General features: G+C 74.7%; 20 protein-coding genes. 9 read left to right on the top strand and 11 right to left on the bottom strand.

The features are described 5' to 3' along the window. Positions 1-42: 42 nt before the first annotated feature. The 5 genes from AB0Q96_RS18490 to AB0Q96_RS18470 all read right to left on the bottom strand — a co-directional run bounded on the left by AB0Q96_RS18490 (position 43) and on the right by AB0Q96_RS18470 (position 5,835). Complete coding sequence (locus tag AB0Q96_RS18490; protein WP_365326634.1) at positions 43-1,407, bottom strand: NtaA/DmoA family FMN-dependent monooxygenase; 1,365 nt, start codon at positions 1,405-1,407, stop codon at positions 43-45. Beyond that, entirely contained in the window at positions 1,404-2,552 is a 1,149-nt protein-coding gene (locus AB0Q96_RS18485) for an LLM class flavin-dependent oxidoreductase (RefSeq protein ID WP_365326632.1), read from the bottom strand. Before AB0Q96_RS18485 ends, AB0Q96_RS18490 begins: the two co-directional genes overlap by 4 nt. A gap of 351 nt (positions 2,553-2,903) precedes the next feature. Then, the gene (locus AB0Q96_RS18480; protein ID WP_365326630.1) at positions 2,904-3,488 is read right to left on the bottom strand and encodes a nucleosidase; all 585 of its coding nucleotides are present in this window, start codon (positions 3,486-3,488) and stop codon (positions 2,904-2,906) included. Between the two features lie 38 nt (positions 3,489-3,526). Then, on the bottom strand, positions 3,527-4,969 hold the full coding sequence (locus tag AB0Q96_RS18475; RefSeq protein WP_365326628.1) for a VWA domain-containing protein: 1,443 nt from the start codon (positions 4,967-4,969) through the stop codon (positions 3,527-3,529). Further along, positions 4,966-5,835 carry a MoxR family ATPase gene (locus tag AB0Q96_RS18470; protein ID WP_365326626.1) on the bottom strand — a complete coding sequence of 290 codons (870 nt, stop codon included), beginning with the start codon at positions 5,833-5,835 and terminating at the stop codon, positions 4,966-4,968. The genes AB0Q96_RS18475 and AB0Q96_RS18470 overlap by 4 nt, the downstream gene beginning before the upstream one ends. Positions 5,836-6,089: 254 nt before the next feature. On the opposite strand from AB0Q96_RS18470, the gene AB0Q96_RS18465 reads away from it, so the two are divergent. After that, positions 6,090-7,229, top strand: coding sequence for a PP2C family protein-serine/threonine phosphatase (locus AB0Q96_RS18465; protein WP_365326624.1), 1,140 nt, complete (start codon positions 6,090-6,092; stop codon positions 7,227-7,229). Positions 7,230-7,313: 84 nt separating this feature from the next. Beyond that, positions 7,314-7,682, top strand: a complete 369-nt coding sequence (locus AB0Q96_RS18460) for a luciferase family protein (protein ID WP_365326622.1) — start codon at positions 7,314-7,316, stop codon at positions 7,680-7,682. A 117-nt stretch (positions 7,683-7,799) separates the two neighbouring features. Here AB0Q96_RS18460 and AB0Q96_RS18455 read toward each other — a convergent pair whose 3' ends face one another. Continuing rightward, positions 7,800-8,288, bottom strand: a complete 489-nt coding sequence (locus AB0Q96_RS18455) for a PaaI family thioesterase (RefSeq protein WP_365326620.1) — start codon at positions 8,286-8,288, stop codon at positions 7,800-7,802. A gap of 129 nt (positions 8,289-8,417) precedes the next feature. Here AB0Q96_RS18455 and AB0Q96_RS18450 point away from each other — a divergent pair, with 129 nt between their 5' ends. Then, entirely contained in the window at positions 8,418-8,891 is a 474-nt protein-coding gene (locus tag AB0Q96_RS18450; protein WP_365326618.1) for a helix-turn-helix domain-containing protein, read from the top strand. A gap of 132 nt (positions 8,892-9,023) precedes the next feature. Next, the gene (locus AB0Q96_RS18445; protein WP_365326616.1) at positions 9,024-9,914 is read left to right on the top strand and encodes a YhjD/YihY/BrkB family envelope integrity protein; all 891 of its coding nucleotides are present in this window, start codon (positions 9,024-9,026) and stop codon (positions 9,912-9,914) included. A 2-nt stretch (positions 9,915-9,916) separates the two neighbouring features. On the opposite strand, the gene AB0Q96_RS18440 is transcribed toward AB0Q96_RS18445, so the two are convergent. Both AB0Q96_RS18440 and AB0Q96_RS18435 read right to left on the bottom strand, forming a co-directional pair. Beyond that, positions 9,917-10,747, bottom strand: a complete 831-nt coding sequence (locus AB0Q96_RS18440) for an ABC transporter permease (RefSeq protein WP_365326614.1) — start codon at positions 10,745-10,747, stop codon at positions 9,917-9,919. After that, on the bottom strand, positions 10,744-11,655 hold the full coding sequence (locus AB0Q96_RS18435) for an ATP-binding cassette domain-containing protein (RefSeq protein WP_365326612.1): 912 nt from the start codon (positions 11,653-11,655) through the stop codon (positions 10,744-10,746). Before AB0Q96_RS18435 ends, AB0Q96_RS18440 begins: the two co-directional genes overlap by 4 nt. A gap of 265 nt (positions 11,656-11,920) precedes the next feature. Between AB0Q96_RS18435 and AB0Q96_RS18430 the strand changes: the two genes are divergently transcribed. From AB0Q96_RS18430 to AB0Q96_RS18415, 4 genes are all read left to right on the top strand, one after another. Continuing rightward, positions 11,921-12,421 carry an NUDIX domain-containing protein gene (locus AB0Q96_RS18430; protein WP_365326610.1) on the top strand — a complete coding sequence of 167 codons (501 nt, stop codon included), beginning with the start codon at positions 11,921-11,923 and terminating at the stop codon, positions 12,419-12,421. A 102-nt stretch (positions 12,422-12,523) separates the two neighbouring features. Further along, positions 12,524-12,760 carry a hypothetical protein gene (locus AB0Q96_RS18425; protein ID WP_365326608.1) on the top strand — a complete coding sequence of 79 codons (237 nt, stop codon included), beginning with the start codon at positions 12,524-12,526 and terminating at the stop codon, positions 12,758-12,760. A 73-nt stretch (positions 12,761-12,833) separates the two neighbouring features. Continuing rightward, complete coding sequence (locus tag AB0Q96_RS18420; protein ID WP_365326607.1) at positions 12,834-13,331, top strand: peptidylprolyl isomerase; 498 nt, start codon at positions 12,834-12,836, stop codon at positions 13,329-13,331. Positions 13,332-13,628: 297 nt separating this feature from the next. Further along, positions 13,629-14,780 carry an epoxide hydrolase family protein gene (locus AB0Q96_RS18415; RefSeq protein ID WP_365326605.1) on the top strand — a complete coding sequence of 384 codons (1,152 nt, stop codon included), beginning with the start codon at positions 13,629-13,631 and terminating at the stop codon, positions 14,778-14,780. Between the two features lie 80 nt (positions 14,781-14,860). Here AB0Q96_RS18415 and AB0Q96_RS18410 read toward each other — a convergent pair whose 3' ends face one another. The 3 genes from AB0Q96_RS18410 to AB0Q96_RS18400 form a co-directional block, all read right to left on the bottom strand. Continuing rightward, positions 14,861-15,697: an NAD(P)H-binding protein gene (locus AB0Q96_RS18410; RefSeq protein ID WP_365326603.1), complete on the bottom strand. Its 837-nt coding sequence runs from the start codon at positions 15,695-15,697 to the stop codon at positions 14,861-14,863. Between the two features lie 117 nt (positions 15,698-15,814). Next, positions 15,815-16,063, bottom strand: coding sequence for a type B 50S ribosomal protein L31 (locus AB0Q96_RS18405; RefSeq protein ID WP_365326601.1), 249 nt, complete (start codon positions 16,061-16,063; stop codon positions 15,815-15,817). A 117-nt stretch (positions 16,064-16,180) separates the two neighbouring features. Further along, the gene (locus tag AB0Q96_RS18400) at positions 16,181-18,727 is read right to left on the bottom strand and encodes a SpoIIE family protein phosphatase (protein ID WP_365326599.1); all 2,547 of its coding nucleotides are present in this window, start codon (positions 18,725-18,727) and stop codon (positions 16,181-16,183) included. A 125-nt stretch (positions 18,728-18,852) separates the two neighbouring features. Between AB0Q96_RS18400 and AB0Q96_RS18395 the strand changes: the two genes are divergently transcribed. Further along, positions 18,853-19,617, top strand: coding sequence for an alpha/beta hydrolase (locus AB0Q96_RS18395; protein ID WP_365326596.1), 765 nt, complete (start codon positions 18,853-18,855; stop codon positions 19,615-19,617). The last annotated feature ends 42 nt before the right edge of the window (positions 19,618-19,659 follow it).

The following is a 19,659-nucleotide window of genomic DNA, read 5'->3' as shown; positions in this document are numbered from 1 at the left end:
CCTGGGGGTATCCCGCGCAAGAAGGGCTTCCGGCCGAAGGGGTCAGGCCAGGGGGGCCAGCCCGAGGTGCTCCCGCAGCGTCGTCCCCGTGTACGCCGTGCGGTACGCCCCGCGCTCCTGGAGCTCCGGGACCAGCAGGTCCACGATGTCGTCCAGGCCGTCCGGGATCAGGTACGGCGAGACGTTGAACCCGTCCAGGGCCCCGTGCCGCACCCAGTGGGCGAACCGGTCGGCGAGCCCCGCGGCGGTGCCCACGTGCCCGCGCTGGGGGCCCAGCTCGATCACGGCCTCCCGCAGCGACCAGCCGTTGGCCTCGGCCTTCGCCCGCCACTCGGCGACCACGCCCCGCGGGTCCGCGACCCGGGCCGAGCCGAACGCCCCGGTGTTCTCCTCGACGACCGGGTCCTCGGCGGGCAGCGGCCCGTCGGCGTCGCGCTCCGACAGGTCGATGTTCCACAGCCGGCTCACGACGGCCAGCGCCGTCGCCGGGGTGACCTGCTCCAGCCGCACCCAGCGGGCCTTCTCCTCCGCCTCCTTCTCGGTCGCGCCGATCACGATCTCGGTGGCCGGCAGGATCCGCAGCGCGTCCTCCGGCCGGCCCGCCGCGCGCAGCCGCCGCCGGATGTCCTCGGCGAAGCCGAGCGCGTCGTCGAAGTCGCGCCCGTGCGCGGAGAAGATCACGTCCGCGTTGCGGGCCGCGAAGTCCCGGCCGTCCGGCGAATCGCCCGCCTGGAAGATCACCGGATGCCCCTGCCGGCTGCGCGGCAGCGTCGGGACCAGGTCGACGTCGAACTGCGCGCCCGCCGTCCGCACCCGGCCGATCGTGCCCGGCACGGACCAGGTGCGGGCCTCGACGGAGTCGGTCACCGCGCCGTCCGCCCAGCCGTCCCAGATGGCGCGGGCCACGGTCAGGAACTCCTCGGCGCGCCGGTAGCGGTCGGCGTGGTCCAGGAAGCCGCCACGCCGGAAGTTGGCGCCGGTCCAGGCGTTGTCGGTGGTCACGACGTTCCAGCCGGCCCGGCCCTCGGAGAGCAGGTCGAGCCCGGCCAGCCGTTGGGCGAGGTCGCCCGGCTCGTTGAAGGTCGTGTTGGACGTGGAGACCAGGCCGATCCGGTGGGTGACGGCGGCGAGCGCGGCGAGCTGCGCGAGGGAGTCGGGGCGCCCGGCGACGTCCAGGTCGTGGATGTGCCCGTCGGTCTCGCGCAGCCGCAGCCCGTCGCCGAGGAAGAAGGCGTCGAACAGGCCGCGTTCGGCGGTCTGGGCGACCTTCCGGAAGGAGGCCGGGTCGATCTGCGAGCCGCTCGCGGGGTCGGACCAGATGGTCCAGTGGTTGACGCCCTGGAAGAAGACGCCGAAGTGCAGCTGGGCGTCGGGACGGGGGACGTCCTGCGGGTCGGTGCCGGTCATCGGTTCCCCTCCCGGGTGGTGGTGGCGAGCGTGGTGGTGGCGGAGGCCGTGGTGGCGAAGCGGCTCTCGGGGCGGGGGAGTCCGAGGGTGGTGCGCAGGGTGCTGCCGGGCAGCGGACGCGCTGCCACCCGCCGTACGAACAGCTCGGGCAGGACGAGCCGGGAGAGCACCGCCAGGTCCTCGTCGAGGACCAGCGGGTGCAGCCGCACCCCGTCGACCAGGGCGCTCAACTCCTCCAGGAGATGGGCGAGCCCTTGCGCGGAGCCGGTGTACCGCAGGCGGCCGGGCGGCCGGCCCGATTGCTCGTCCCAGGGAGCGAACCGGTCCAGGTCCGCGATCCGCTCGGCGGCCGTCTCGCCCGGGGTGTCCAGGGCGATCTCGAGCTCGGCGAAGGCGAGCGGCGCGCCCGAGGCCGCGGCGGCCTCGCCGAGCCGCGCGGGCGAGGAGCCCTCGACGAGCGCCACGTCGACGAGCCCGGGCGGGACGAGCCCGGCCGGCGCGAACACCACGGGCCTGCCCTGCGGCGGGCGCGGCACGATCGCCGGGCCCTTCACGCTGTACGTCTCGCCCTCGAAGTCGACGTAGTGCAGCCGCTCACGGTCGAGGTAGCGGCTCGTGGCGACGGACCGGATGACGGCGTCGTCCTCCCACGAGTCCCACAGGTCCCGTGCCACCCGGAGCCCGTCCAGGGCCTCGCGGCGCAGCGCCGGTTCGCCCTCGACGAGGGGCCGCCCCCAGGCGCGGGCCGCCTCGGCGCTCTCCTCCACGCCGAGCACCCAGCCGGCCCGGCCCACCGAGACGTGGTCGAGCGAGGCGATCCGGGTGGAGACGTGGAACGGCTCGGCGTAGGTCGTCGCGAGGACCGGCGCGACGCCGATCACGCTGGTGGACGCGGCGATGAACGCGGCCCGCTCCACCGCCCCGATCCGCCCCGCGGGGCCCCCGGCGGCGGCCGAGGCGGGCGGCAGGACGGAGTCGTCGAGGGTGACGAGGGTGAACCCGGCGTTCTCGGCGACGGCCGCGACCTTGGCGATCCGGCGCGGCGTGAGCAGCTCACCAGGGGCGTGGGCGGCACGGCGCCACGCGGCGGGATGGGCACCGTCACCGTCGATCTCGACGGCCAGGTGCAGGGCAGGGTGAGGCATGGGGGTCCTTCCGGAACGACACGGCGAAACGCGACGGCGCACCGCCCGGAGCCGTGAGGGCACGGCACGGCGGACGCCGGCCCGAGACCGCGCGGGCGCGGTGACGGGGTGGGATTCAGCGGTGTGCGGAAGGACAGATGGCGGAGGCGGTGCGGCAGAAGTCGACATGCCGCCGGCAGCTCAGCAGAGCCCCCGCCCACACGACACCACGACCGCGACGCGGCGCGGCGAGGGGTGCGGGCACGGGAGCCTCCAGGGTCCGGAAGGGGATGCCCCAGCTTAGGCAGGCACGGTTCCGGGCTGTCAAGGTGGTTCTGACTGGCGGACGTTCGGGCGGGGCCGGTCCCTCCGCTACGCCCGGTACGGCGTGTTCGCCGCCGCCCACTCGGCGAGCGCGCGGGCGCAGTCGGCGACCGACTCGCGCCAGCTGCGGGCCGCTCCCTCGCCCGCCTCGTCGCTGACGTGCTTCACCAGGCGGACCGGGACCCCGGCGAGGCCGGCGGCGCTGGCCAGGGCGTACCCCTCCATGTCGACCAGGGCGGCCCGGGCGGCCAGCCGTATCCGCGCGGCCTCGTCCGAGACGAAGGTGTCACCGGTGGCGAGGACCACGTCGCCGCCGGCGGGCAGGGTGAGCGGCGCGCCGTAGGTCTCGCCGGTGAGGGTGGCGAGCAGCTCGCCGTCCAGGTCGTGCTGGATGACCGTGCCGACGACGTGGGTGCCGCTCCAGCCGGGGCGCAGCGCGCCCGCCGTGCCGAGGTTGACGACCTCGGAGGGGCGCGGTCCGCGGGCGAGCACGCTGGAGAGCGCCGCCGCCGCGTTGACCTTGCCCATGCCCGTGAGCAGGATCGGCAGATCCGTGTCGAGGTACTGCGCCTCCTCCTTGACCGCGAGGACGAGCAGGGGACGGCCGGCGGTGATCTCACCCGAGAGTTCCATGCGCCTCACGCTACCCGGTGCGGCGGAGCGGGCGGAGCTCAGACCGGGAGCAGGCGGCCGATGACCTCGCCGAGCTGCCGGGCGTCCCGGCAGGGGCGCATGTCGACGAGCTCGGCGTAGGCGTGGGCGACCGAGTCGCCGGTCGACCACAGCGAGCGCGGCTCGGGGTTGAGCCAGTACACCCGCCGGGCCCGCTCGGCGATCAGCGCGAGGGCCGGGAGCCGGGGGTCGCTGTTGTTGGTGCGGGCGTCACCGAGCACGAACACGACGGTACGGGGGCCCAGCGCGCCCGGATAGCGCTCGGTGAACTCGTCGAGCGCCGTCCCGTAGTCGCTCTGCCCGTGCCAGCCGGTCACCGTCGCCTCGGCGAGGATCCGCTCGCCGAGCCCGGCCGGGTCCGCCCGGCCCCGGGCCACCAGGTCCGTCACCTCGTCGGTGCGGTTGACGAAGGCGAAGACCCGGACCCGGCTGAACTGATCGTGCAGCGCCTGCACCAGCAGCATCGTGAAGTGCGCGAAGCCCGCGACGGAGCCCGAGACGTCGCACAGCAGCACCAGTTCGGGCCGTCCGGGCCGCCGCTGCCGCAGCACCGGGCGCATCGGCACGCCACCGGTAGACAGGGAGCGCCGCAGGGTCCGCCGCAGGTCGATCTCCCCGCGCGCGGCCTTGCGGCGGCGCGCCGCGAGCCGGGTCGCGAGCCGCCGGGCCAGCGGGCGCACCGTACGCCGCAGCTCGTCGAGCTGGTCCCGGCCGGCGAGCAGGAAGTCGATCCGGTCGGGCGTCGTGCCGACGGCCCGGCGGGCCACCCGGTCCCGGCCCTGCCGCTCGGCCACCCGGCGGCGCGCCTCGGTGCGCACGCGGGCGCGGAAGCCCTCGATGCGGCGCCGGATCTCGTCGTCCGTCAGCCGGTCCGCGAACTCCGGCGCCGCGTCGGCGCCCTCGCGCAGCAGCGCGCGGACCCGGACGAGCAGCGTCTCGGGCCGCAGCCGGGACAGCGTCTGGTACGAGGACCAGCCGTCCGACCCGGGGGAGGAGCCGTATCCGCCGAGTCCGCCGACCGCCTCGGCGGCCAGCCGGCTCAGCGCCGCGTCGTCGCCGGCCGCGAGCGCGGCGGCCAGCCGTTCGCGGAGCCGCTCGCGCAGGCCGGCGGGATCGGCGGGGCGGTCGGCGGACGTGGCACCGTCCTCGTCCTCCGTGCCCGCGCCCGCCGGGTCACCCTCCGTCCCCGTGCGCCCAGGGGTCCCGGTGTCCGGCAGCGCGTCGACGAGCGGGAAGTACAGGTCGAAGACCCGGTCGAACACGGGCCGGTGGTCCGCGCCGTGCAGGAGGGTCGCGGCCAGCGCCGCCCGCATCCGCTCCCGGTCCTCGAAGCCGACGGCTTCGAGGGCGAGTCCCGCGTCGACGGTCTCGCCCGTGCCGATCCCGAAGCCGTGCGCCCGCAGCGCCCGCACCAGGCCGGTGACCCGGTCGGCGGCGGTCACCGCGCGTCCAGGTCCAGCTTGGCCGCCGCCTTCAGGATGTCCTCCTGGTGCTTGAGGATCACGCCGAGGCTGCCGCGCACGACCTCGTCGGACAGGGTGTCGGCGCCGAGCGCGAGGAGGGTGCGGGCCCAGTCGACGGTCTCCGCGACCGAGGGCGCCTTGCGCAGGTCCATCGCGCGCAGCGCGCCCACGACCCGTACCACCGAGGCCGCGAGGGCCTCGTCGATGCCGGGCACCTTCTCCCGGACGATCCGCCGCTCCAACTCCTCCTCGGGGAAGCCGATGTGGAGGAAGAGGCAGCGCCGGCGCAGGGCCTCGGAGAGCTCGCGGCTGGCGTTGGAGGTGAGGACGACGAAGGGGCGCCGGGTGGCGGAGATGGTGCCGAGCTCGGGCACCGTGACCTGGAAGTCGCTCAGCACCTCCAGCAGGAGCCCCTCGACCTCGACGTCGGCCTTGTCGGTCTCGTCGATGAGCAGCACCGTCGGCTCGTCGGAGCGGATCGCGGTGAGCAGCGGGCGGGGGAGCAGGAACTCCTCGCCGAAGATGTCGGTGCGGGCCTCGTCCCAGCTCTCGCCGCGGCCCGCGGTGATCCGCAGCAGCTGCTTGGCGTGGTTCCACTCGTACAGGGCGCGGGACTCGTCGACGCCCTCGTAGCACTGGAGGCGGACCAGGCGTGCTCCGGCGACCTGGGCGACCGCCTTGGCGAGCTCGGTCTTGCCGACCCCGGCGGGCCCCTCGACGAGCAGCGGCTTGCCGAGCCGGTCGGCGAGGAACACGGTGGTGGCGACGTCGGGCGAGGCCAGATAGCCGGTGGCGGCGAGCCGCTCGGCGACCTCGTCGACGGAGTGGAAGTACCCGGTCGTCATTGCTGTTCCCCCCGGAGATACACGCGAGTTACCGGTCAGTAGTGGCAGGGTACCCGGGGAGTCCTCCGGTGCGTCCGGTGTCGGCACCGAACGTCGGCCGGCGGGCCCGGCCGGGCCCGGGCCCGCGACCGGTGCGGAGTCGCCCCTGCCCCGGCCTCACGGAGGGTGACCCCGCGCTGGTCCGGGGGGTGCCGCGCGCGCCACGCGCGGGCCGCTGATGGAATGGGAGTGCGAGGAACGGCGGTGGAGGTGCGGTGGCGGAGCGAGCGGGGGAGCGGCCCTGGCCGGAGGGGGAGTACGAGGCCGTCCTGGCCCGGCTCGACGCCATGGAGCACGCGGCGGCCGAGATCGGCACCGCGCTCGACGAGCGGACCGTCTGCGCCGAGCTGGCCGCCTTCCTGATCCGCCGGGTCGCCGACGCGGTGGCCGTCGACCTCCGCGCCCCCGACGGCGGCCCGCCGCGGCGGGCCGCGGCGGCCGGTGACACCGGGCTCCTGGACGGATCCCCCGCACCCGCCGTGCTCGTGCTGCCGGTACTCGCGCGGGACGGGGCGGACCTGGGACGGGTCCGGGTGGCCAGGACCGGCCGCGCGTTCACGGCGCACGAGAGCGCCGTCGTCGCCCATGCCGTACGGCTCGCCGCCCTCCACCTCGGCCACGCCCGCCGGCTGGCCGCCACCGAGGCCACCGCGCTGCACCTGCAACGCGCCCTGGTCGCCGAGCCCGGCCGGCCGCACCCCAACCTGGAGATCGCCGGGCGCTACCTCCCGGCCGGTCCGCGCACCCTCGTCGGCGGCGACTGGTTCGAGACCGTGCGGCTCCACTTCGGACGCAGCCTGCTCGTGGTCGGCGACGTGATGGGACACGGCCTCGACGCCGCCGTGGACATGAACGCCTACCGGAGCGCCCTGCGCGAGGTGGCCGCCACCGACCTGCCCCCGCACCGGGTGCTGCGCCAACTCGACGCCGTCGTCGCCGAGGACGAGGGCCGCAGACCCGCGACCTGCCTGCTGATCCAGGTCGACCCGGCCCGCTCCACGGCGACCTTCGCCAGCGCGGGACACCTCCCGCCGGTCGTCTTCACCGCCGACGGCTCGGCCGAACTCGTGGACCTCCCGGTGGGCCCGCCGCTCGGCACCGGCCTCGGCGGCTACGAACCGGTCGTGCGCACCGTCACCCCGGCCGACACCCTGCTGATGTTCACCGACGGCCTCGTCGAACGGCGCGGCGAGGACATCGACCACTCCCTCGCCCGGCTCGCCGCGCTCCGCCTACCGGCCGGATCCGGCCCGGAGGCCGTCGTCGACGAAGTGCTGCGCCGGCTCGACGCGCACACCGCGGAGGACGACGTCGCGGTACTCGCCGCCCGGGTTCGCGAACGTCCCGCGCCCTGACCGGAGTCGACTGTTTTGCGCCTCGGCGGGATTCTTTCCGCAGGACGCTTGTGCACGCCCCCGGGGGAGGGGCACGCTCCTCGTATGAACACAGCCAGGCACGCCAGTGAACGCCTGATGAGCTGGCCCTCGCTGGTCGCCGACCGTGCTCCTTGCGGCGCCGAGCTCGGACTGCGCACCGCGACGCAGGAGATCGTGCACTTCCACAGTGAACACGAGGCCGACGTCCACCTCACCCGTGCCATGATCGCCCGGCTGCGCCCGGCCCTCCTCGGGTCGAGCGCGCTGCGCCTGCGGGCCGGCTCCGGCTGGGTGACGGTCCGGCTGGACATGGGCTCGGACATCGACCTGCTGGCCACCCTGGTGAGCGCGGCCCTCCAGGCGACCGGCGAGCCCTATCCGGCCCACGACCCGGCCCCGGACCACTGCACCCGCACCCGCATACGCTGCTGACGGACCGTCCGGGCGGCGAGGGGGGTTCGACGGCGGGCCCTGGCCCACCGGTTCGACGACGGGCCCCAGCCCACCGGTTTGACGACGGGCTCCAGCCCACCGGTTCGACGACGGGCCCTAGCCCGCCGGGAAGATCATGCAGGTGCTCGTCGCGTGACCGAGCAGCCGGTCCTGGGCGTCGTACAGGCCCGCCTCGGCGAGCGCCGTGCGCCGGCCCTGGCTGAGGACCGTGCCGATCGCGCGGACCTTGCCGGTGTCCTTGGTGATCGGCCGCAGGAAGCGGGTCGACAGGTCCAGCGAGGTGTACGCCGTGCCCTGGGGGAGCGTGGAGTGCACCGCGCAGCCGGCCGCCGAGTCGAGCAGCGTCGCGTAGACGCCTCCGTGCACGCTGCCGATCGGGTTGTAGTGCTCCTCGCCCGGCTCGAAGCCGAACACGGCCCTGCCGTGCTCCACCTCGTCCAGTCGGAAGCCCAGCAGGGCGCCGAGCGGGGCGGCGGGGAGCCGGCCCGCGGCGATCTCGCGCAGGAAGTCCAGGCCCGCCATCCTGCCCGCGGCGTCCGCGGTGGCCGCCGCGTCCTGCCAGTGCACCGTCCGTGACCGATCCATCGCGCTTCCTCCCACCGGGGCCCGCCGGTGACCCGGCGCGCCCGTGATCCCCATCTGGCTTCCAAGATCGAAGCTAGAGGGGGTCTCGGCTGACTGTCAACAACGCAGCCAGCTGACTACAGTGTGACGATGCAGTACCTGGAGATGGACACCGAGAACTGCCCGGTCCGCCGCGCCCTCGACCTGGTCGGCGAGAAGTGGTCCCTGCTGATCCTGCGGGACGCCTTCAACGGAGTGCGCCGCTACGACGACTTCCGCCGCCACCTCGGACTCTCCGAGGCCGTCCTCGCCGACCGGCTCCGCAAGCTGGTCGCCGCCGGCATCCTCCGCGCCGAGCCCTACCGCGAGCCCGGCGCGCGCACCCGCTCCCAGTACCGCCTGACCCCCAAGGGGCGCGACCTGTGGCCCGTGCTGCTCGCCCTCAAGCAGTGGGGCGACAGCCACGCCGGGGACTCCGCCGGCACCCCCCTCGACATCCGCCACACCGAATGCGGCGCCCCCGTCCGCGTCGAGGTCGTCTGCGCCGCCGAGGACCACCCGGCCCTCACCCCCCAGGAGGTGACCGTCCGCCCCGGCCCCGCCGCCCGCCCCCGTCACACCTGACCCGTACGCCCCGCCTTCCCCGCCGCGCCCGAGGCCCCCGTCCGGTCCCGACTCCACCCGTCCGGTCCCGACGCCACCCGATCGGCGGCATGCCGGACGGGTTCGACCGACGAGCGGGGTACTCGACGAGACATGCCCCCCACATCCGGTGCGCCGCACGACGATGCCCCCGCCGAGCACGGCCACTGGCTCCACCGGCTCCACGAACGCGTCCTCGCCTCACCGGCCGGACTCGCCTGGAACCGCGGGCGCGAGATGGAACTCATGCACCGCGCCATGGGGTTCGCCGCGCTCAGCCTGCTCACCCTCGTCCCCCTCCTCATCGTGGTGGCCGCCGCCGACCTCGCCAGCGGCCAGGGCTTCGCCCGCTGGCTCGTCCAGGGCCTCGGCGTCTCCCAGGTCTCCCAGGAGGAGGTCGAGCGGCTCTTCGGCCAGCCGGGGCAGGCGCTCCAGCGCACCACCGCCTTCGGCCTCGCCGCCCTCGCCGCCTTCGGCGTGACCTTCGGCTCGGCCGTCCAGACCGGCTACGAACGCGTCTGGGACCTCCCCACCGCCCGCTGGCACACCATGTGGCGCCACGTCGTCTGGCTCGCCGTCCTCGTCGCCGCCCTGCTCCTCTTCGTCGCCAACCCGGCCCCCGAGGACTCGCCCGCCGGCGTCACCGTCCTCGTCGCCCTCGGCGACCTCGTCGGCACCTTCCTCTTCTTCTGGTGGTCCCAGCGCTTCCTCCTCTGCGGCCGGCTCCGCTGGCGCGCCCTGCTGCCCGGCGCCGTCCTGACCGCCCTCGGCCTCCTCGGGCTGCGGATCTTCTCCCAGTTCGTCTTCTCGCCACTCATCGCCTCCAACGCCGTCACCTACGGCCAGTTCGGCACCGTCCTCGTCCTGCAGTCCTGGCTCGTCGGCGTCGGCTTCGTCGTGTACGGCGGCGCCCTCGCCGGCCGTCTCGTCCACGAACACCTCCTCCCGCGCCGCCTGCGCCGGGCCGCCCGCGCCCCGGCCGGCCCCGGCCCCCGGCGCCGCTGACCTCACTGGTCCCGGCGCTGCACCGAGAACACCGTCACCGCCGCCGCGCCCAGCGCCCACGCCGCGTACACCAGCCACGCCCCGCCCACCGTCCACGGGAACGGCGCGGGCCAGTCCCCGATCTGCAGCAGACGCTGCCAGGCCTTCTGCGGCTGCAGATGGGCCAGCACCGCCGACCAGTGACGCTTCTCGCTGATCACCCCCGGCACCACCAGGAGCAGCACCACGGCGGACACGATCGTCGCCGCGCCGCCGCGCAGCAGCGTCCCGAGCGCCATCCCCGCCAGAGCGCTCACCGGCGCCAGCAACGCCGAGGCCACCACGATCCGCACCGCCCCGGGGTGGCTGATCGGCAGGCCGACGCCGTGGACGGACAGGATGGCCTGGCTCGTCCAGAACGACATCCCGGCGACCACCAGGCCGAACCCGGTCATCACCGCCGCCACCACGCACGTCTTCGCGGCCATCACCGACCGCCGGGCCGGCACCGCGGCGAAGGTCGTGCGGATCTGCCCGCTGCTGTACTCGCCGACCACCGTCATCGCACCCATCGAGGCCGTCGCGAGGATCAGCACCATCCCCGCGTTCCCCGTGAACGCGTCCAGCAGCGCCATGCCGTCCCGGACGAACCGGACCCGGCTCCCGGCGTCGTACGACGTCCAGTACCGGTAGTGGTCCCAGGCCTGGCCCGCGTTGAACGCCACCACCACCAGCGCGCCGAGCAGCAGCGACCAGCCGGTCGAGCGCAGCGACCACAGCTTCAGCCACTCGGACGCCAGCAGGTCGCGGAAGCGGGCGCGGGGCTCCGTCACGGGAAGGGCGAGCGCGGTCATCGGGCGTCTCCTGCCAGGTACTCGACGCTGTCGGCGGTCAGTTCCATGAACGCCTCCTCCAAGGAGGACGTACGGGTCGTCAGCTGGTGCAGCGGGATCCGGTGGCCGAGGGCGAGCTCGCCGATCCGGGCGGCGTCCAGCCCCGTCACCGTGAGGAGCCCGCCGTCCTCCGCCTCCACCGCCGCGCCCTCCGCGAGGAGCAGGGCGCTCAAGGCCCCGGCCGCGGGCGTGCCGACCGTGACGCTCAGCCTCGTGCCGCGGGCCGCGAACGCGGCGAGGCTCTCCGCCGCGATGAGCGAACCGCGGCCGACCACCACGAGGTCGTCCGCCGTGTGCTCCATCTCGCTCATCAGATGACTGGAGACGAAGACCGTCCGCCCCTCGGCCGCCAGCCGCCGGAACAGGCCCCGCACCCACTTCACGCCCTCCGGGTCCAGGCCGTTCAGGGGCTCGTCGAAGAGCAGCACCGGCGGATCGCCCAGCAGCGCCGCGGCGATCCCCAGCCGCTGCCGCATGCCCAGCGAGTAGCCCCCGATCCTGCGCCGGGCGGCGCCCGCGAGCCCGACCTCGTCGAGCAGCGCGTCGACCCGGGAGCGCGGGATCCGGTTGCTCCGCGCGAGGATCCCCAGATGCGCCCGGGCCGTCCGTCCGCCGTGCACGTCCCCCGCGTCGAGCAGGGCGCCCACGTGCCGCAGGCCGCGGGGCAGCGAGCGGAACGGGCGGCCGGACACGGTCACCGAACCGCCGGTCGGCGCGTGCAGCCCCAGGATCATCCGCAGCGTGGTGCTCTTGCCCGCCCCGTTCGGCCCGAGGAAGCCCGTCACCCGGCCCGGGTGGACGGTGAACGTGAGCGAGTCGACGGCGGTCGTGACGCCGTACCGCTTGGTGAGGTCCCTGACTTCGATCATGACACCACCGTGCCGCCCGGACCCCGCCTCCCGCATCGGACCACGGACGACAATCCCGCCGGCCGGTGTCACCTCAGGGGGTACCCCTCAGGGTCACGGTGCCGGACCGGTGCCCGCGTCCACGCGTACGGGACGGGGCCGGTCTCCCCCCTCCTGAGCCGAAGTGATCACACGATCCGGTGACGCCGCCCCGCGCGGCCCGGCCGGGCCGCCCGGACCGCTTGGATGGAGGCGATCCCATCGCTCCGTCGAGAGAGAGCCGCCCATGGCGAACACCTGGCTGCCGCCCGCCGAGTACATCGCGACGCTGCCGCGGGCGACCGCGTACGCATGCCTCTACTTCACCGACACCCAGGGCCGCCCGTTCCAACTGCGCGCCACCTACGAGACCGAGCTGTGGCAGTGGCCCGGCGGGAACATGGACCCGGGGGAGACCCCCTGGGAGACGGCGGTGCGGGAGTGCCGCGAGGAGACCGGACTGGTCTACGAGGGTGAACCGCGGCTCCTCGGCACGCACTTCACCTGCGACCGGGGAGAGCAGTGGCCCGCCAACCACATCGGCTTCATCTTCGACGGCGGCGAACTGACCGACGAGCAGATCGCCGCCGTCGTCCTCGACCCCGGGGAACACAGCGCGTACCGGCTCCGGACGCTCGCCGAGTGGGAGCGGGAGATGCGCCCGCGGAACTTCCGGCGGCTCGCCGAGATCGACCGGGCCCGCAGGACGGGCACGACGGTGTACGTGGAGACGGCCGAGGACCTCTGACCGGCCGCGGTACGGGGACGGGGGCGGGGCCGCCGCCGCGGGTGCGCGAGAGAAAGGGCACCGGAGCCGTAACCTCGGCGCCGCTCGGCAGTTGACCAGGCCATGAAGAAGCGCAGCATGCTCGCCATCGCCTCCCTCGCCGCCGGTGTCGTCACCGCCCTCGTCTCCCCGGCCCCGCACGCCGACGCCGCGGCGCCCGGCCCCGGCGAGGCCGTCACCGGCCTCCTCCAGGAGGACCAGGTCCTCCAGGACGACCAGGGCGTCGGCTCCCTCCTCGGCGACACCGTCCAGGGCGCCGGCGGTGCCGTCCAGGCTCCGGAGGCCGGCGGCCTCATCTGACGACGGGCGGTCCACCACCCGGCCGGGGGTGGCCCGTGCGCGAGGAGTGCCGGAGGAATGACAGGATGTCCTCATGAGCGAGAACGTTTACTTCGACATCACCATCAACGACGAGCCGGCCGGCCGGATCGTCTTCCAGCTGTTCGACGACGTCGTCCCGAAGACGGCGCGCAACTTCCGCGAGCTGGCCACCGGCGAGCACGGCTTCGGCTACGCGGGCTCCCCGTTCCACCGTGTCATCCCCTCCTTCATGCTCCAGGGCGGTGACTTCACCAACGAGAACGGCACCGGCGGCAAGAGCATCTACGGCGAGAAGTTCGCGGACGAGAACTTCACCCTCAAGCACGACCGCCCGTTCCTGCTGTCGATGGCGAACGCCGGCCGCAACACCAACGGCTCGCAGTTCTTCATCACCACGATCGTGACCGACTGGCTCGACGGCAAGCACGTCGTCTTCGGCGAGGTCGTCGAGGGCTCGGACCTCGTCAAGAAGATCGAGGGCCTCGGCTCCCAGTCCGGCGCCACCAAGGCCAAGATCAAGGTCGCCGCGTCCGGCATCGTCAAGGCCTGACCCGACAGCACGGCTCCGGCCGAGCAGTCCACCGACCCGCCCCCGTGCCCCAGGCCCGGGGGCGGTCGAGCGTGACCCGTGCGCGCGCCGGCGCCCGTCGGGATGCGCCGCGCCGCCACGGCCGGTAGGTTCGGGACACAGAGCGGTCCGCGGCACGCGCCGCGTCGACCCACGTCGCACCGGGAGGTGAGCCCCACATGGACGAGCAGCACCCCGCACGGGCCCTCCCCACCGCCGCGTCACGCTGACCCGCGCAGGGAGCGCCCGCACCGTCGAGCACTCCCCAGCGAAGGAACCATGAACACCACTCCCTTCCGGATCTCCGTGTCCGAGGACGTCCTGCGCGATCTGCGCGCCCGGCTCACCCGTACGCTCTTCACCGAGCCGTCCGACTCCACCTACTGGGCCGCCGGCACCGACCCCGGATGGCTGCGCGCACTCGTCGCCCACTGGGCCGACGGCTTCGACTGGGCCGAGGCCGAGGCGCGGCTGAACGCCTTCCCGCAGTTCCGCGCCGACATCGCGGGCCGCGCCGTGCACTTCGTCCACCTGCGCGCCCGGCGAGGGGCCGCCCCCGAGGGACCCGCCCCGCTGCCGCTCGTCCTCACCCACGGCTGGCCGAGCAGCTTCGTCGAGATGCTGCCGCTCGCCGAACGGCTCGCCGACCCGGCCGCGCACGGCGGCGACCCCGCCGACGCCGTCGACGTCGTCGTCCCCTCGCTGCCCGGATTCCTCTACTCGGACCTCCCCGACGGCCCGTTCACCCGCCGGGGCACCGCCGAGACCTGGCACGCCCTGATGACCGACACCCTCGGCTACCCACGCTACGGCGCGTTCGGCGGCGACATCGGGGGCGGTGTCACCCAGTGGCTCGGCGCCCTGCACCCCGAGGCGGTCGCGGGCGTGCACATCACCTCCGCCGTCGTCTCCGCGGACTTCGCCGTCCAGCCGCCGACCGCCCGCGAGCGCACCTACCTGGACGCCCTCGCCGCCTACGAGGAGGGGGACCAGGGGTACAGCGAGATCATGTGCACCCGGCCCGACACCCTCGCGGCGGCCCTGCGGGACTCACCGGCGGGGCTGCTCGCCTGGATCGCCGACAAGTACCGGGACTGGAGCGACTGCGGCGGCGACCTGGAGAAGCGCTGGGACCGCGAGACCCTGCTGACCGTGGCCACCCTCTACTGGGCGACGGGCACGATCGGCTCCTCCTTCCGGCAGTACTACGACTACCACCACAACCGGACCGTGCCGCCCGTCCGGGTCCCGGCCGGCGTCACCCTCAGCCACGAACCGGCCTACGCCGACTACCCGCGCAGCCTCGCCGAACGGGTCTTCCACGACCTGAGGCACTGGAGCACCCCGGGCCGCGGCGGCCACTTCATGGCCTTCGAGGAACCCGATCAGGTAGCCGTGGAACTGCGCGCGTTCTTCCGGCCGCTCAGCTGAAGGGCGGGCCGGGGCCCGGGCGGAGCCGCCCGGACCGTCGATGGCCACCGACGCCGGCCCGGGGCCGCCCAGCGGCCGCCTCACGCGAAGGCGAAGGCATTGCGCTCCGCCCAGGCCGAGAAGGGGCGTCCGGGGCGCCCGAGCACCCGCTCCACGTCCGGGCTCACCCGCAGCTCGTCGGCGAGCGGCTCGCCCATCACGTCCAGCATCCCGTCCACGGCCACCTCCGGCAGGAACCGCACCAGCTCCGCCCGCGCCTCCGCCCGGGACCGCGCCACGAACCGCACCGGCGCGCCCACCGCGCCCGCCAGCGCCTCCGCCTGCTCCCGCGGGGTGACGGCGGCCGGGCCCGTCAGCACGTACGTACGCCCGTGGTGGAGGTCCTCGCGCAGGGCGGCCGCCGCCACGTCGGCGATGTCCGCCGGGTCGACCACCGGCATGGCCACGTCGGCGAAGGGCGCGGCGACGCTCCGCGCGGTCCGCACGGACTCCGCCCACAGGAAGGCGTTGGAGGCGAAGCCGGAGGGGCGCAGCACCGTCCACTCCAGACCGGACCCGCGCACCGCCGCCTCGAACTCCCTCAGCGGGCGGTGCGACACCGACTCCGGCCGGGTGCCGAGGAGCTGCGAGGACTGGAGGACGAGCCGGCGCACCCCCGCGGCGACCGCCGCGTCCACGATCGCGCCCGGGCGCAGCTCCTCGCCGACCCCGGCGACCATCAGGTACACCGCGTCGGCGCCGTCGAACACCGCCTTCAGTCCCTCCGGGCGGCCCAGGTCGGCCACCCGGTGCCGCACTCCGGCGGGCAGGACCTCCGGGGCGCGGCGGCTCACCGCGGTGACGTCCTCGCCGGCCGCGGCCAGCGCCTCCACCAGCGCGCGGCCGACGTTCCCGGTGGCTCCGGTGACAACGATCATGATCGATTCCTTCCGAGGGGAGAGCAGGGACGACCTGGTCGGGAGGGCCCCGCCGCGGTCGTGTCACCCATCCTGGAAGGCGAACCGGCCATCCTCTGGCCAGTTATGGGAGGGGGTTCAGCCCTCCTCGCCGTAGCGGCGCTCGAACTTCGCGATCCGCCCCTCGCTGTCCACCGTCCGCGCCTTGCCCGTGTAGAAGGGGTGGCTCTCGGAGGAGATCTCGACGTCCACCACCGGGTACGTCTCGCCGTCGTCCCATTCGATGGTCTGGTCGCTGCTCGCCGTGGAACGGGTCAGGAAGGCGAACCCGGCGGAGCGGTCCCGGAAGACCACGGGCCCGTACTCCGGCTGCTTGTCCTGCTGCACTAGTCCTCCTCGGACGGCCTGACACGGTTCCCCCGGTGGTCCCAGCCTCTCCGGGCACGGCCGCCACGACCAGCGCCGCACGCCCGAGCGGGTGACACCGGCCGCCCCGTGGCGTGCTCAGGCGTGGTGCTCGTGCGGCCGCCAGCGGGCCGCCAGGAGCAGGGCGATGTCGTCCGGGCGGTCCGCGGACTGGCGGGCCTCGCGGATCAGACGGTCGGCGGTGTCGGGGAGCGCGGCGGTGCCCGTGGCGGCGAAGGTGCGGCGCAGGCGCTCGATGCCCTCGTCGATGTCGGTGCCCGGACGCTCCACCAGACCGTCCGTGAACAGCGCCAGCACCTCGCCCGGATCGAGGTGCAGCCGCGTCACCGGATAGGTGGCGGTGCTGTCCACCCCCAGCACCACACCGCCCGCGAGCTCCACCATCTCGGTGACGCCGTCGGCCCGCCGGACCAGCGGCTGCGGGTGGCCCGCCCGGACCGCTTGCGCGGCGCCGGTCTCCGCGTCGAGCACCACGTAGCAGCAGCTCGCGAACTGGCCCGGGTCCAGGTCGATCAGGAGCCGGTTGGTGCCCCGCATCACGTCCTGCGGCCGGTGCCCGCCCAGGGCGAACGCCCGTACCGCGCTGCGCAGCTGCCCCATCGTGGCGGCGGCGGCCACCCCGTGGCCCTGCACGTCGCCGATGACCAGGGCCAGGTGTCCCTGGCGGCCCGTCTCGATCACGTCGTACCAGTCCCCGCCCACCTCCATGCCCTCGGTGCCCGGCAGATAGCGGCCCACCGTGTCCACGCCCTCGTACACAGGCAGCCGGTGGGGGAGCAGCGCGTCCTGCAGTCCGCGGGCGAGGGCCGCCTCGGAGTCGTGACGCTGGGCCCGTTCGAGGGCCTGGGCGATCAGACCGGCCAGCGCCGTGAGCACCGTCCGCTCCTCGGCGGTGAAGCCCCTCGGACGGTCGAAGCCGAGGATGCACGAACCCACCGGCCGCCCCGAGGCGATCAGCGGCAGGAAGGCCCGCGCACCCGTGTTCGTGTCCATCGGCAGCCCCGGATAGGCCGCGCCCAGCTGTTCCATCGACTCGAAGAACAGCGGGCGGCCCGTCGTCAGCGTCTCCACCCCCGGCACCCGCGCGTCCAGCCGCACCCCGTCGAAGGGCTCCAGGAAACCCTTCGGGAATCCCGTCTCCCAGGCCAGGTAGAGATGCCGCTCGCTCAGCAGGTAGATGGCGAGCTGCCGGCCGCCGAAGGCCGGCAGGAGCTCCTCGGTGACCACCGCCGACACCTGCCGGGCCGTCACCGCCTCCGAGAGCGCGATGGCGAGCGCCACCGGACGGTAGAGGGCCTCGGCCCGCCCCTCCAGGGAGGCGAGCCCGTCGGCCTGGGCGCCCGCCGGCCGGTGGGCGGGATCGCTCTCCGGCACCAGCACCATCGTCACCCCGTCGTGCCCCGGATACAGCGACACCGACAGCCACTCGCCGTGCCCCGGGTGGGCCAGGAAGTGCGTCGGCCGGTCCGAGAGCAGCGCCCCGCGCAACTGCTCCTCGTGGTACGGGTGCGCGAACCACGGCAGGGCGTCCCACAGCGGACGCCCGGCGAGGGCGCGGCGCGGCATGCCGAGCAGCGACTCCGTCCGGTCGTTGACGTAGGTGATCCGGCCGAGCCGGTCGATCGCCAGGATCGCGCGGGGCAGCCGGTCGGTCGCGTCCGAGCCGACGAGCCCGGTCCCGAGGTCGACCAGCGACCCGGTCAGGACCTTCCCCCCGCCGGCGCCCGGCACCGTGCGCGCGGTCACCTCCAGCAGGTGCAGCCCGCCGTCCGGCCCCTTCAGCCGGATCCGGCGCGCCGCCGGACCGCCCGAGCCCGCCGCCTGCCGGGCCAGCGCCCACAGCGCGTACGAGTCCTCCGGCATGAGCCGGGAGGTCAGCGCGTCGACGGTCCAGGGGAACGGGATCGTCTCACCCAGGATCGCCCGCAGTCCCGCGTCGGCCGTGACCGTCCCCGTGTCCAGGTTCCAGTCGAAGTAGCCGATCCGTACCGGCGGCGACGTCCGGGTCGGCAGCTGGACCCCGACCGGCTCGCCGGGCCACTCCACCTTCGTCCCGGCCGCCTCCAGGGCCGCGAGCTCCGCCCCCAGCAGCCGCGCCTCCTGGAGCATCCGGCCCCGGTCCCGCGCGGGCACCGGCACCCCCGGCGTCGGGGCCCGCAGCACCACCAGCACCCCGTACCGTTCCCGGCCGCCGATGACCGGCGCGTACAGGGAGGCGAAGGCGAACGGCAGGCTCGCCACCATCTGCGGGAAGAGCCGCATGGCCTCCTCCACGTCCCCCAGGTGCACCGGCTGCCCGGACCGGTGCGCCTCCGCCACCGGGAACGGCCGGTTCACGTGCATCCGCCACCATGGGCGGAACAGCGGCCCCGGCAGCCCCGCCAGCATCGCGAGCCGCAGCAGCCCCGGCGTACCGGACTGGAGATAGACCCCGCCCGCGTAGCCGCCGACCGCCTCCACCGCCCGCAGCGCCGCCTCCGTGAGGACCAGCGCCAGGGCGTCGGGCACCCGCCCGTCGACGCCGGCGCCCCGGGACGGGGGGCCGGCCTCGGCCGACGGGGCGGGACCGGCCGCGCCGTACGACGTCACACAGCCAGGATGCTCCGGCCCGCACGGCCCACGCATCCGGAGGTACGAACGTGTGAACCGTGCACCGGACCCATTGACCCGCCTTCCGGGGGCTCGCCAGACTCGGTCCTCGGCTGCCGCGGCGGGCGCGCAGCCCCACCACCTCGCGACCAGGGGGCTTGATGACCGGCCGGGTTCTTCCGTACGACGTACAGGGCAGCGGTCCGCACCGCGCGCTCGTGCTGCACAACTGGTTCGGCGACCGCACCAGCTTCGCCCCGCTGCGGGCCGAGCTCGACGACGGCGCCGGATCCTACGCCTTCCTCGACTGCCGCGGTTACGGGGAGGCGATCGACGCCGACGGTGCGTACACCATGGAGGAGGTCGCCGCGGACGCCCTCGCCGTCGCCGACGACCTCGGCTGGGACTCCTTCTCGGTCATCGGGCACTCCATGGGCGGCAAGGCGGCCCAGCTGATGCTGCTCGACGCGCCGGACAGGGTGCGCTCCATCGTGGGGATCTCCCCGGTCTCCGCGGCCGGCTTCCCGCTCGACCCGGAGACCTGGGAGCTCTTCGCCGGGGCCGCCGAGCACCACGGCAACCGCCGGGCCATCATCGACAACACCACCGGCGGCCGGTACGGCGACGACTGGCTCGGCGGCCTCGTCGACCGCTCGGTGCGGCGCTCCTCGGCGACCGCCTTCCGCGCCTACCTGGACTCCTGGTCCCGCACCGACTTCCACGAGCGGGTCCGCGACAACCCGGCCCCCGTCCTGCTCGTCGTCGGCGCCCACGACCCGGCGCTCGGCAAGGAGGCGATGGAGGCCACCTGGCTGCGCTGGTACCCCAACGCCCGCCTCGAAGTGCTGCCCGACGCCGGCCACTACGCCCCGGAGGAGACCCCGAAGGCCCTCGCCGACGCCATCGAGGCATTCCTGGCGGCCTGACAGGGCGCGGACCGCCGCCCGCCGGGAGACGATGGGGTCGTC

Source organism: Streptomyces sp. NPDC093111, assembly GCF_040683955.1.
Classification (GTDB): Bacteria; Actinomycetota; Actinomycetes; order Streptomycetales; family Streptomycetaceae; genus Streptomyces.
Note: the sequence above shows the minus strand (reverse complement) of the source record. Positions and strands in the feature narration are given on the sequence as shown.